Genomic DNA, 11,932 nt, shown 5'->3' with positions numbered 1-11,932 from the left:
CCGACCCGATCAGTCGCCGGAATGGCTTACCGTGTGGGCATGCCTAGCGTGATTATCGGCCTGGCGCTGCTTGCCCTCTGGCTCTACTGCCTGTTCGACGTGATCACGACCCCCGAGCAGGACGTGCGCAATCTCCCCAAGTTCATGTGGGTCCTCATCGTGATCCTCCTGGTGGACGTGGGCGCGCTGACCTGGCTCCTCGTGGGTCGTCCCCGCCACCGGCACGCCGTGTACGCGGCGGGGAACGGCCAGTGGTACCAGAGCGGCGACGTACCTCGCGGACCCGACGACGACCCCGAGTTCCTGCGCAGCCTGGACCGTCGCCTGCGCGACGAGGACTGAACCCCCCGTAACCGCGCGCACCCCCCGCGCGCCCGACCCGCACCGAACCCCCGCGCGGACTCCCCACCGAACCCCCGCACAGAACCTCGCGCGAACCCTCCCGGAGGCTCCCGCCCGAACTCCTCGCGGGCTCCTGCCCGACCCCCTCGCGGGCTCCCGCCCGACCCCCTCGCGGGCTCCCGCCCGGAGCCCTCGCCGTGGACCGCCCGTTGGCCGGGCCGTCTTACTTGGGCACGTCTTACTTGGGCACGTCGGCGTAGGAGTGCAGTCCCGAGAAGAAGATGTTGACGCCGACCAGGTTGAACAGCAGGCAGCCGAAGGCGACCAGCGAAATGATCATCGCGGCCTTTCCGCGCCACCCGGCCGTTGCCCGGGCGTGGAGATAGGCGGCGTAGACGACCCACGTGACGAACGCCCACACCTCCTTCGGGTCCCAGCCCCAGTAGCGGCCCCACGCCCGATCCGCCCACAGAGCGCCGGCGATGACGGCGAAGGTCCAGATCGGGAAGGAGATGACGATCGCCCGGTGCGCGACGCGCTCCAGGCCCTCCCTGCTCGGCAGCACCGACGGGCGCCCGTCCTTGCGGATCAGGTAGAGGATCGCGCAGACGCCAGCCAGGATGAACAGCCCGCTGGCCACGATCGCCGCCGTGACGTGGATCGCGATCCAGTACGAGTGCAGCGCGGGCATCACCGGGCCCGCCTGGACGTGCAGGAACAGCACGGCGAAGCCCAGCCCGAGCGCCGCGGTCACGGTCACGAACGCGCCGAGGAAGCGGATCGGCTGACGGATGAGCAGCGCGAGGAACGCGGTGACGGCGGCGAAGCAGATCGCCACCACGAACTCGTACATGTTGGCCCACGGCCACCGGTCGACGGCGATGCCCCGGGTGAGGATGCCGCCGAGGTTGCCGGCCCATCCGATCCAGGTGAGGACCACGCCGACGGTCCCCGCCCGGACCGCCCACGCGGCCGGCTGCGGGCCCGAGTCCGGCGTCGCGTCACCGGCGGGCGCGTCACCGGGTACCGCCGGGCCGCCCGCGCCGACGAGCTCCCGCCGGCGTGCGGCCACGACCGTTCGAGCCCTGCCGAACGCGAGATCCAGCGCGTAGCAGATCATCGCGGCGAGATACAGCAGGACGGTGATCAGGATGAGCTGGTCACTCAGTGTAGCGAGATTGTCGTTGACGGCTTGGCTTACCGGGGCGGGCATCACTCACTCCTCGTCCGGGCGGCCGCCCGGGGCAGCGTTTCCGGTGGGCGGGTCGCCGGTGGGTGGGCCACCGCGCAGGGCGGTGACGATCTGGGCGAACTCCTCGGCGAAGGCCGCGCCGCCGCCTTCTGTGCGGGTCAATCCTCCCACCGTGACCGTCCCGTCCTTCACCCGCACCCAGACGCGGCGGCGGCGGATCGTGAGAGACAGCACGAGCCCGATCACCGCGGCGGCCGCCGCCAGCAGGGCGGGTTCCCGGCCCGGGTCGTAGGTGATCTGGAGGCTGATCCACTCCTTCACACCGGTGAACTGGATCTTCCCGGCGCCGTCGGCGAGCTCCTTGGTCTCACCCAGGTTGAGCGGGGTCGGCTGGGCCGACATCGTGCCGAGCGGCTTCAGGTTCGTGGTGTCGAGCTGGTACACCGACTGCGGCTGCCCCGACTTCAGGCCGAGGTCGCCGCCGAACGGGAAGACCTGCACGGTCGGGTTCGCGGCGCCGGGAAAGACCGACACCCAGGCGTTCCCGGCCGGCACGGTCGTGGGCAGGAAGCGCGCCAGGAACCCGAGCTGGGTCGGCTGGGCGTCCGGCACCTTGATCACACACTCGGACGTGTACGTGGCCTGGTCGTCGGCCAGGCACGGCACCGGGCCGTCGTAGGCCACCTGGCCCTTGCCGTCGGTCACCCGGAACGTGGGGGCGTAGCCGTGCCCGATGAGGTAGGTCAGCGTGCCGTTCACGTCCAGCGGATCGTTGACCTTGAGATCCACCTCGCGCGGGGTTGCCGTCGGCGAGTCCTGGACGGCCAGCTTGGCGAGATAGTCGAGCGGCTGGCCCTGCTTGTCCCCTGTGGCGACATAGCTGGCCTGGAAGTCCTTCAGGGTGAAGGAGAACGGCTCCAGCGACTCGGCGGTGACCCGGTTGCCCGGCATGAAGCGGTCGTAGGCCGCCACGGCGTTGGAGAAGCCGTCGCCCTCCACCACCAGCACGTTGCCGCGGTAGCCGTACAGGCCTCCGGCGCCGACGGCGAACAGCAGCACGAGCAGCGCGACGTGGAACAGCAGGTTGCCGGTCTCGCGGAGGTAGCCCTTCTCCGCCGCCACCCAGCCGTCGCCGACGGCGACGCGAAACCGCCTGCGTCTGAGCGCGGCGGCGGCCTGCTCCAGGGTGAGGCGGCCCTCGAACGTCTCGCCGTGCGGCAGGCGCAGGAGGTTGCGCGGCGCGGCGGGCGGGCGGCGGCGCATCTCCTTGATGTGGACCAGCGCGCGCGGGAACACGCACCCGGCCAGCGAGACGAACAGCAGCAGGTAGATCGCGGCGAACCAGGGCGAACTGAAGACGTCGAACAGCCAGAACCGGTCAAGCCACTTCGCCTGGGTGGGGTTGTCCTTGAAATACTGCGCGACCCTGGCGGGATCGACGCCTCGCTGCGGATAGACGGATCCGGGGACCGAGCCGAGCGCGAACAGGAACAGCAGGATCAGGGCCGTCCGCATCGAGGTGAGCGTGCGCCAGAACCAGCGCAGCCAGCCGATCGGGCCCAGCCCGACGGGCTTCGTCCGCTCCTTTTCCTGGAGCGCCGACTCCTCCTGTACGGCGGACGCGAGGTCGTCGGGGGCGCTCATCAGATCACCGGCCTGAAGCCGCCGACCCACACCTGCAGGTGGGCGATGATCTCCGACCACTGCCCGGTCACGAGCAGCACGCCGACCGCCACGAGCATCGCGCCGCCGACCTTGGTGATCAGCGGGGTGTGGCGGCGCACCGCCTTGAAGGTGTGCAGCGCCTTGCGGTAGGCGAGACCCGCCAGCACGAACGGCAGCCCGAGGCCCAGCGCGTACGCGAAGGCGAGGGCGGCGCCGCGCAGCGCGCTGCCCTGGTCGACCGAGAGCGTCATCACCACCGCCAGCGTGGGGCCGATGCACGGCGTCCAGCCGAGGCCGAAGACGATCCCCAGCAGCGGCGCCGTCGCCATCCCGGCCGCAGGGAGCCGATGGATCCGCACGTCACGCTGGAGGCCGGGGATCACGCCCACGAAGGCCAGCCCGAGGACGATCGTCACCACCCCGAGGACTCTGGTGATCACGTCGGCGTTGCCGTGCAGCGCCGCGCCGAGGCTGCCGAACAGCGCGCCCCCCAGCACGAACACGACGGCGAACCCGAGCACGAAAAGCGCGCTGCCGAGCACCATCCGGCCCCGCTTCGGGTCGCCGCTCATGCCCGTGACGTACGACAGGTAGCCGGGGACCAGCGGCAGCACGCACGGCGAGACGAACGACACGAGCCCGGCGACCGCGGCGATCGGCGCGGCCAGCAGCAGCGACCCGGTCGCGACGGTGCTGCCGAGGTCACTCATCGGTCACCTTCGTGACGGCGGAGAGCAGGTCGTTGTACTTGACCGCGCCGAGCGCGCGGGCGGCGATGCGGCCCTGGGCGTCGATGATCAGTGTGGAGGGGATCGCGGCGGGCGGCACCGTGCCCTGGAACTGCAGCAGCACCTTGCCGCTCTGGTCGTAGATGCTGGGGTAGCCGGGCTCGACCGAGCGGTCGTACGCCTGCGCGGACGCCTTGAGGTCCTTGAAGTTGACCCCGAGGAACTCCACGCCCTTGGACTTGGTCGTCGCCGCGATGTCCTTGAGCACCGGAGCCTCGGCCCGGCAGGGCGCGCACCAGGAGGCCCAGAAGTTCAGCACGTGGACCTTGCCCGCGGTCAGCGTGGCGGTGCCACCGTCGAGGGTCTGCCCCTCGACCACGGGCGCCTTGTGGCGCTGGGCGGCGTCGAAGAACTCGACGCGGCCGTCCCCCGGGACGAAGCGCGTGTCGCCGGAGCGGGGCTGGGCCGCCTGGCCGCCCGCACAGCCGGCGAGAACCGTCGCGGCCACGGCCGCGGCGGCGAGCGCGGTCAGACGCTTGACGGTCACGCGCTTGACGGTCAGGTGCTTGACGGTCACGCGCTCGGCGGACAGGCGCTCGGACACGGGAGGAGGATCTCCTTGTACTACAACCGGTAGAGCTGTAAGCCTACCGAGCGATGCGGGTGCCCCGTTCGCCGGGTCACGCGCCGGGGACGGAGCGCGGGCCGGGCGTCTCCTCGTCCTCCGAGCTCGCCTGCAGTGCCTCGGGAAGCACCTCGTCGGCCTTGTCGAACAACGCGGCCTCCCCCTGCGGCGACGCGCCGACGGCCCTGAGCAGCGCTCCGGCGGGCTCGCTGTAGCCGACGCTGATGAGCCGGTCACCCTCGAAGGTCAGGCTGGTGAGGCTGGCGAGCGCGCACTGACGGCGGCGCGGGTCGTGCCACAGCCGCCTGCCCTCGGCGGCCAGCCGGATGATCCAGATGGGCAGCTGATGGCTGACCAGCAGCGCCTCGTGGCCGCGCGCGGCCGCCCGGGCATCGTCCACGACCGCCTTCATGCGCGCCACCACCCGCGTGTACGGCTCGCCCCATGACGGACGGAACGGATTCCTGAAGTGGCGGTAGGAGCGGGGGTCGCGGAAGACGTTGTCGCTGCCGGTCATCCGCAGGCCCTCGAAGACGTTGCCCGCCTCGGTCAGCCGCTCGTCGGTCGCCACCTCCAGGCTCAGGGCGCGGGCGGACGGCGCCGCGGTCTCCTGGGCGCGCTCCATGGGAGAGCTCCACAGGGCGACGATGTCCCTGCCCTCGACGGCCTTGGCGACCACCTCGGCCATCCGGCGGCCGGTCTCGGACAGGTGGTAGCCCGGCAGCCTGCCGTACAGGACCCCACGGGGATTGTGAACCTCACCGTGCCGGAGCAGGTGAACGATGGTCATCTCTGTCATGACCTGGACAGCCTACCCGCCGGGCGGCTCGGAGCACGCAGGGCGCAGCACGTCATTGGCAAGGCCGTACGCGTCGTCGGCGGGGCTCTACGCGTCGGAGGCAGGACGCAGCGCGTCACAAGCAGAGCGCAGCGCGTCGACGGCGGCGCGGATCGCGGGCCGGCGTGCGGCGTCGGTCCGCCAGACCGCGTAGATCCGCCGCACCGGCGGCGGCTGGACGGCCAGGACGGCGACGCCCTCGGGCAGCGGTCCCCGGCCCAGCCGGGGGATGAGCGCGCATCCGTGGCCCTCGGCGACCAGCGCGAGCTGGGTGGGGTACTCGTCGGCCATGCAGACGATCCGCGGTTCCCGCTCCTCCGAACGCAGCAGGAACACCAGGAAGTCGTGACACACCGTGCCGGGGGTCGAGCTGATCCAGCTGTCGCCGGCGAGGTCGCTCAGCCGCACCCGGTCGGCCTTCACCAGCGGATGGCCGGCCGGCACGACCACGTCGGCCACGTCGTCGAGCAGCGTCGTGCGCGACAGGCCCTCGGGCAGCGCCATCGGCCGGTTGAGCCAGTCCTGCAGGACGGCGAGGTCGAGGTCGCCGCGCACCAGCTCGCGGGTCTGCCGCTCCGGCTCCCTTTCGTAGACCAGCAGGTCGAGATCGGGGTGCTGCCTCTTGAGCGTGGTGAGGGCGCGCGGGACGATGCCACGGGCCGCGGTGGGGAAGGCGGCCATGCTCAGCCTGCCGACCACCGCTCCGCGCAGCGCCTCGAAGTCGGCCTCCGCCGTCTCCACGAGCGCGAGGATGCGCTCGGCGTGCTCGGCGAGCAGTCCGGCGGCGTCGGTCAGCTTCACACCGCGCCCGTTGCGCTCGATCAGGACGGCGCCGGTCTCCCGTTCGAGCTTGGCGAGCTGCTGGGAGATCGCCGAAGGGGTGACCATCAGCGCCTCGGCCGCGGCGCCCACCGAGCCGTAGACCGCCACGGCGTGCAGAGCCTTCAACCGGTTCAGGTCCAACATGTAGCCAGTCTAAACCGTTCTGGTTAGAAAAACTCGTTTGCACTCAACTGTTTAGCGATGCGACGATGTAGCCATGCGAATCTTCAACAAGCTCTTCACCAAGCCCACCCGTTCCGAGCAGACCTCCTATCTGGAGACCCTGGCCAGGCAGGCCAGGCAAAGCCGCGACCGGCGCCTCTCCTCCTCGCGCTGAGTTTCTCGCGTCTGTTCTCCTCCGGCTGATCCATGCGTCCCCTCCACCTGGCTCTCGCCGTCGCGCTCGCCGCCGTGTGGGGCTTCAACCTCGTCGTCTGACTTCACTGGTCCTCCAGGTGCACCCCGCCTCACGCTGATCCACGCCCGGAAACTCTCAGGCGCCGGCCGGCGGGATGACGTGGCCGCCCCCGAAGACGTTGCCGGGGTCGTAGACGGCCTTCACCTTCCGCAGACGCCCGAAGTCCTCCGGGGTGTACGCGGTGGCGGTGCGGGAGCAGTCGTGCAGGAAGTTCAGGAAGGAACCCCCCGTGGCGTGCGGGCGCAGCGCGGCGGCCAGCGCGGGCGCCTCGTCGTCCACGATGACCGAAAGTGACGTGTTCCGGTGGCCGGCGGGGCCGGCGCCGGGCGCCGGCCGGCTCATCGCGCCACCCCAGTGCCGGACCTCCACGGCCACCGAGGGCGTGGCCGTGACCGCCTCCACCACCTCGTCGGGCAGGCCGGTGAACAGATGGACCTGCCCGGGGGCCGTGCCACCCATCGAGGCCGCGGCGTACGGCATCGTGCGGAAGTCCTCGGCCAGGACCCGCCCGGCCGCCCGCCACAGGGGGCGCAGCAGGGACCGGGCGCGGTCCGCGTCCCCCGCGTACATGGCTTTGATCATCACGACCCGCCTGCCGCGGAGGGACGCGGGGACCCAGGCCTCCTCGGGCGCCAGGGTGAGCACGATCGCCGTGCTCAGCTCGTCGGGGATGTGCCCGATCCAGTCGCGGTAGCGGGCCAGCACCTCACCGGCCGTCTCGGCGGGGAAGCAGGCGCTGCCGGCGTAGACCTCGCGCACGGGGTGGAGGCGGAACTCCAGCTGGGTCACCACGCCGAAGTTCCCGCCGCCGCCCCGCAGGGCCCAGAACAGATCGGGCTCGTTGTCCGCGCTCGCCGTCACCAGCCGGCCGTCGGCCGTGACCACTCTCGCGCGCAGCAGACTGTCCGCGGCGAAGCCGTACCGGCGCGACAGCCAGCCCAGGCCGCCGCCGAGCGTGTAGCCGGTGACGCCCACGTCGCGCGACGATCCCGACAGCGGCGCTAGCCCGAACGGAGCGGCGGCGTCGAGCACCCGGCCCCAGCGGGCGCCGCACCCGGTCCTCACGGTTCCGCGCCGTGCGTCGACGGCGACGCCCGTCAGGCTCGAGGTCCTGAGCAACAGAGCACCGTCGCAGGGGACGTGCGTGCCGTGTCCGGTGCCCTGCACGACCAGCGGCAGGCCGCTCTCGCGAGCCGCGATCACAGCCGCTTGCACGTCCTCGGCCCCGGCGGCCTCCACGACCAGTGCGGGGCGTGGGTCGAACGCGTAGAGCGGCCGGCGGGCCCGGTCGTATCCATCCTGTCCGGGCAGGTGCACGTCCCCGGCGAAACGGTCGCCCAGCAGACGCGCGGCGAGGGACGCGGCCGGGAGCGTCCGAGCGGGCATGGTCAAGGCAGTGATCCTTCCGATGGGTTCCTGAGAGCGATCGGTTCAACCATATAGTCAATGATCGTGACAGTAAAGATTCGTGACTATATTTGCGCGCGAACCGCCCGGCGACGTCCACTCCCGATCCCGGATCAATTCGGAGACAAAGAAGGAAGGTCACGAGAATGAGTGGAATGACTACCGTGTGTAACGGTCATCTGCCCTCGGAGGGCCCGAACGGCGAGCCGGGCTTCTTCGAACGCGTCGAACTGATCGACGGAGCGCTCATCTTCGCGGCCCCGCAGCAGCGGTTTCACCAGCACCTGAGCCGGGGGCTGACCGAACGGCTCGACGCCCAGGCTCCCGGCCATCTGGCGGCGATCCACCGCATGGGCTCTCGGACGCGTCCGTGCCCGGATGTGGTGATCATCGACGCCGCGACGGACATGACCCGTACCTACTACGAGGCGCACGAGGTCCATCTCGTGATCGAGGTCGTCTCCCCCGAGTCGGTGGAGCGCGACCGCAAGCTCAAGCCCGCGCGATACGCCGAGGCTGGCATCCCGCACTTCTGGCGGGTCGAAGAGAGCGACGGGCGTCCCGTCGTCTACGTGTACGAACGGGACCCCGCCACGGGCGCGTACACGCCGACCGGGATCCACCACGGGCACCTGGCGGTGCAGGTGCCCTTCCCCATCGAGGTGGATCTCGACCAGCTGGTGAAATGAATCAGACGCCGGCGGCCTGGGCGGCGGCCTTGGCGGCCAGGGGCAGGGCCTCGGCCACCTGGGTGAGCGCCGCGTCGTCGTGGGCGGCCGACAGGAACCACGCCTCGTACGCCGACGGCGGCAGATAGACGCCCTGGTCGAGCATGCTGTGGAAGAAGGCGCGGTACGCGTCGGTGTTCTGCGTCCGCGCCGACTCGAAGTCCGTGACCGGGGTGTCGGTGAAGAAGATCGAGAAGAGGTTCCCCGCCCTCTGGAGGCGGTGCGGGACCCCGGCGGCGGCCAGCGCGTCGGAGGCGGCCCTGCCGATGACCAGTGCGGACGCGTCGATCCTGTCGTACACGTCGTCGTCGCAGGCGCGCAGCGTGGCCAGCCCGGCCGCGCAGGCGAGCGGGTTGCCCGACAGCGTGCCCGCCTGGTAGACGGGCCCCTCGGGGGCGAGCGCGGCCATGACCTCCGCCCGGCCGCCGAACGCGGCGGCGGGCAGCCCGCCGCCCATGACCTTGCCGAACGTCATGAGGTCGGCCTCGACGGGGTCGATGCCGTACCAGCCGGCGGCGGACACGCGGAAGCCGGTCAGCACCTCGTCGATGATCAGCAGCGCGCCGTGCTCGGTGCACAGCTCGCGCAGGCGCCGGTTGAAACCGTCGGCAGGTGGCACGACGCCCATGTTCGCCGGGCACGCCTCGGTGATCACGCAGGCGATCTCGAACGTGCGGAACGCCTCCTCGACCGCCTCGACCGAGTTGTACGGCAGGACGATCGTGTCGGCGGCGGAGGCGCCGGTGACGCCGGGGGTGTCGGGCAGGCCGAAGGTGACGACCCCGGACCCGGCCGAGGCCAGCAGCGCGTCCACGTGCCCGTGATAGCAGCCGGCGAACTTCACGACCTTCGCACGCCCGGTGAAGCCGCGGGCCAGCCGTACGGCGGACATGGTGGCCTCGGTGCCGGAGCTGACCAGGCGGACCTTCTCGAGGGGGGCCACCCGGGAGACGATCTCCTCGGCGAGCAGGACCTCGCCCTCGGTCGCGGTGCCGAACGAGAAGCCGCGCGCGACGGCCTCCTCCAGGGCCTCCACGACGGCCGGGTGGCGGTGGCCGAGGATCATCGGGCCCCAGGAGCAGACCAGGTCGACGTAGCGGTTGCCGTCCACGTCGGTGATGTAGGGGCCCTCACCGGAGGCCATGAAGCGGGGCGTGCCGCCCACGGCGCCGAAGGCGCGCACCGGCGAGTTGACGCCGCCGGGAACGATCCGGCGGGCGCGGTCGAACAGGTCCTCGGAGGTCTGCGTGCGAGTCACGCCCTCCAGATTACGGGCCCACCGGTTCGGAGCCCGTACCGGGAACCGGGACACGGCCTACTCGCAGTAGTCGGCGAGCAGGTCGAGCACACGCAGCGGGTCGGGCAGCGGACGCCCGTCGGGGGGCCTGATCCAGCTCACGACCCCGCCCGAAGGCGTGGTGGACGGCGGCGCGAGCACATAGCTGTCCCGGCAGTGCCAGCGCAGGCCCGGCGTGCTGTCGATCGTCTCGGGTCCCGCGTCCAGGCTGCAGGACCACCACTCGTCCTCGTCCTCGGGCGCCCCACGCGTGGCCACGAAAAAAAGCACCCGGTCGCCGTTCTCGGCGACCGGGCCCGTGTCGAAGCCTGCGGCGTCCATGGCGGCCAGGGCGGGACGGCCCGCCGAGGCCGGTACGTCGAACACGTCGAACACCCTGCCGGTGGGCAGGATCACGTTGGCGTCCTGGTCCTGTTTCCACCATCGCGTGAGCAGCGCGGTGTCCGTCGTGGCCTGCATCTGCCACGCGGGCGACAGCGGGTGCATCCCGGGGTCGGGACAGCCGACCCGGTCGCAGGAGCACGCCCTGCCCCCCTCGCTCAGCGGGTGGGCGCCCATGCAGCTCGCCCAGCCCAACTGCGCGTACTCGAGCACCGACGTCATCTTCCGCGGCGCGTGATGCCCACGTCGTTTCGCACGTCTGGCCAGCGGTACCCCCACCATGGCGTTCCTCCCCACAAGCGTCCTCAGTCGTGTCCGGCTGAACACGCCTACTGCGCGCGGCCCCGGGCGGCGCCTCGCTTCGCCGTCGCCCGGCCCACGCTCGTCACTCCGGGCACTCCTCGCCGCAGCCCTCCTGCGATACGCAAGATGCTCGCGGTACGTACCCGATAATGCCGTCTGCCCGATTTCGCCGCGGCAGGACCCCCCTGATGAGGTGTCAGGATAGTCCGCGGGCGACCTCGGTGGCCCAGTAAGTGAGGATCATGTCGGCTCCGGCGCGGCGGATCGCGATCAGCGACTCCATGATCACCCGCTCCCGGTCGATCCAGCCGTTGGCCGCCGCCGCCTCGACCATCGCGTACTCGCCGCTGACCTGGTAGGCCGCGACCGGCACCTCGACGACGTCGCGCACCTGCCGCAGGATGTCCAGGTATGCCAGCGCGGGCTTGACCATGACGGCGTCCGCGCCCTCGGCCAGGTCGAGGCGCACCTCGCGCAGCGCCTCGCCGATCGGGCCGGCCGGGTCCTGCTGGTAGGCGCTGCGGTCGCCGAACTGCGGCGCGCACTCCGCGGCGTCGCGGAACGGCCCGTAGAACCCGGAGGCGTACTTGGCGGCGTAGGCCAGGATCGGGACCTCGGCGAAGCCGCCTGCGTCGAGGGCCGCCCGGATGGCGCCCACCTGGCCGTCCATCATGCCGCTCGGCGCGATCATCCTGGAGCCGGCCGCCGCCTGCGCGACCGCCGCCGACGCGTACCGCTCCAGCGTCGCGTCGTTGTCCACCTCGCCGTCGGCCGTCAGCAGGCCGCAGTGGCCGTGGTCGGTGTACTCGTCGAGGCAGGTGTCGGTCATCAGCACCAGCGCGTCGCCCAGGTCGGAGGCGAGGTCGCGCAGCGCCACCTGGACGATGCCGTCCGGGTCGTCGGCGCCCGAACCGCGGGCGTCCTTGTGCGCGGGGATCCCGAACAGGATGATCCCGCCCACGCCGGCCTCGGCCGCCTCGTGGGCCGCCTTGCGCAGCGACTCACGGGTGTGCTGGACGACCCCGGGCATGGAGCCCACCGGCTGCGGCTCGGCGATGCCCTCCTTGACGAACATCGGCAGGATGAGCTCGGCCGGGTGCAGCCGCGTCCCCGCGACCATGCGGCGCATCGCGGCGGTGCGGCGCAGCCTCCGGGGCCGCGCCACCGGGTATTGGGCGTTCACGAT

11 protein-coding genes and 1 pseudogene are annotated in these 11,932 nt (G+C 71.5%); 2 read left to right on the top strand and 10 right to left on the bottom strand.

From position 1 onward, the window contains the following. Positions 1-39: 39 nt before the first annotated feature. Positions 40-342: a PLD nuclease N-terminal domain-containing protein gene (locus ACQPZZ_RS03475; RefSeq protein ID WP_363634717.1), complete on the top strand. Its 303-nt coding sequence runs from the start codon at positions 40-42 to the stop codon at positions 340-342. A gap of 238 nt (positions 343-580) precedes the next feature. Here the strand turns inward: ACQPZZ_RS03475 and ccsB are convergent, their stop codons facing one another. The 7 genes and pseudogenes from ccsB to ACQPZZ_RS03440 form a co-directional block, all read right to left on the bottom strand. Continuing rightward, positions 581-1,555: a c-type cytochrome biogenesis protein CcsB gene (gene ccsB, locus ACQPZZ_RS03470; RefSeq protein WP_432928859.1), complete on the bottom strand. Its 975-nt coding sequence runs from the start codon at positions 1,553-1,555 to the stop codon at positions 581-583. Positions 1,556-1,558: 3 nt separating this feature from the next. Next, complete coding sequence (gene resB, locus ACQPZZ_RS03465; protein WP_432928857.1) at positions 1,559-3,178, bottom strand: cytochrome c biogenesis protein ResB; 1,620 nt, start codon at positions 3,176-3,178, stop codon at positions 1,559-1,561. After that, the gene (locus ACQPZZ_RS03460; protein ID WP_363634723.1) at positions 3,178-3,909 is read right to left on the bottom strand and encodes a cytochrome c biogenesis CcdA family protein; all 732 of its coding nucleotides are present in this window, start codon (positions 3,907-3,909) and stop codon (positions 3,178-3,180) included. The genes resB and ACQPZZ_RS03460 overlap by 1 nt, the downstream gene beginning before the upstream one ends. Further along, positions 3,902-4,531: a TlpA family protein disulfide reductase gene (locus ACQPZZ_RS03455; protein WP_432928855.1), complete on the bottom strand. Its 630-nt coding sequence runs from the start codon at positions 4,529-4,531 to the stop codon at positions 3,902-3,904. The genes ACQPZZ_RS03460 and ACQPZZ_RS03455 overlap by 8 nt, the downstream gene beginning before the upstream one ends. Positions 4,532-4,736: 205 nt before the next feature. After that, positions 4,737-5,351 (bottom strand): annotated as a pseudogene (locus tag ACQPZZ_RS03450) (histidine phosphatase family protein); the annotation flags it as partial. 87 nt (positions 5,352-5,438) lie between these two features. After that, positions 5,439-6,356 (bottom strand): LysR family transcriptional regulator, encoded by a 918-nt coding sequence (locus ACQPZZ_RS03445; protein WP_432928853.1) that lies wholly within the window; start codon positions 6,354-6,356, stop codon positions 5,439-5,441. A gap of 349 nt (positions 6,357-6,705) precedes the next feature. Further along, positions 6,706-8,016, bottom strand: coding sequence for an FAD-binding oxidoreductase (locus ACQPZZ_RS03440; protein WP_432934268.1), 1,311 nt, complete (start codon positions 8,014-8,016; stop codon positions 6,706-6,708). A 176-nt stretch (positions 8,017-8,192) separates the two neighbouring features. On the opposite strand from ACQPZZ_RS03440, the gene ACQPZZ_RS03435 reads away from it, so the two are divergent. Beyond that, positions 8,193-8,726: a Uma2 family endonuclease gene (locus tag ACQPZZ_RS03435; protein WP_432928851.1), complete on the top strand. Its 534-nt coding sequence runs from the start codon at positions 8,193-8,195 to the stop codon at positions 8,724-8,726. A 1-nt stretch (position 8,727) separates the two neighbouring features. Here ACQPZZ_RS03435 and hemL read toward each other — a convergent pair whose 3' ends face one another. The 3 genes from hemL to hemB form a co-directional block, all read right to left on the bottom strand. Continuing rightward, on the bottom strand, positions 8,728-10,023 hold the full coding sequence (gene hemL / locus ACQPZZ_RS03430) for a glutamate-1-semialdehyde 2,1-aminomutase (RefSeq protein WP_432928849.1): 1,296 nt from the start codon (positions 10,021-10,023) through the stop codon (positions 8,728-8,730). A 57-nt stretch (positions 10,024-10,080) separates the two neighbouring features. After that, on the bottom strand, positions 10,081-10,725 hold the full coding sequence (locus ACQPZZ_RS03425; protein ID WP_363634735.1) for a bifunctional DNA primase/polymerase: 645 nt from the start codon (positions 10,723-10,725) through the stop codon (positions 10,081-10,083). Between the two features lie 217 nt (positions 10,726-10,942). After that, a complete protein-coding gene (gene hemB, locus ACQPZZ_RS03420) occupies positions 10,943-11,929 on the bottom strand; it encodes a porphobilinogen synthase (RefSeq protein ID WP_432928846.1) in 987 nt (328 codons plus the stop codon). Positions 11,930-11,932 lie beyond the last annotated feature (3 nt).

Origin of the sequence: Microbispora sp. CA-135349 (genome assembly GCF_050947365.1) — a bacterium.
Classification (GTDB): Bacteria; Actinomycetota; Actinomycetes; order Streptosporangiales; family Streptosporangiaceae; genus Microbispora.
Note: the sequence above shows the minus strand (reverse complement) of the source record. Positions and strands in the feature narration are given on the sequence as shown.

What these genes read in the sequence shown, in the direction of transcription:
- ACQPZZ_RS03460 (WP_363634723.1), bottom strand. Translation starts at nt 3,909, where the DNA reads ATGAGTGACCTCGGCAGCACCGTCGCGACCGGGTCGCTGCTGCTGGCC.
- ACQPZZ_RS03475 (WP_363634717.1), top strand. Translation starts at nt 40, where the DNA reads ATGCCTAGCGTGATTATCGGCCTGGCGCTGCTTGCCCTCTGGCTCTAC.
- resB (WP_432928857.1), bottom strand. Translation starts at nt 3,178, where the DNA reads ATGAGCGCCCCCGACGACCTCGCGTCCGCCGTACAGGAGGAGTCGGCG.
- ACQPZZ_RS03440 (WP_432934268.1), bottom strand. Translation starts at nt 8,016, where the DNA reads ATGCCCGCTCGGACGCTCCCGGCCGCGTCCCTCGCCGCGCGTCTGCTG.
- ACQPZZ_RS03445 (WP_432928853.1), bottom strand. Translation starts at nt 6,356, where the DNA reads ATGTTGGACCTGAACCGGTTGAAGGCTCTGCACGCCGTGGCGGTCTAC.
- ACQPZZ_RS03425 (WP_363634735.1), bottom strand. Translation starts at nt 10,725, where the DNA reads ATGGTGGGGGTACCGCTGGCCAGACGTGCGAAACGACGTGGGCATCAC.
- ACQPZZ_RS03435 (WP_432928851.1), top strand. Translation starts at nt 8,193, where the DNA reads ATGACTACCGTGTGTAACGGTCATCTGCCCTCGGAGGGCCCGAACGGC.
- ccsB (WP_432928859.1), bottom strand. Translation starts at nt 1,555, where the DNA reads ATGCCCGCCCCGGTAAGCCAAGCCGTCAACGACAATCTCGCTACACTG.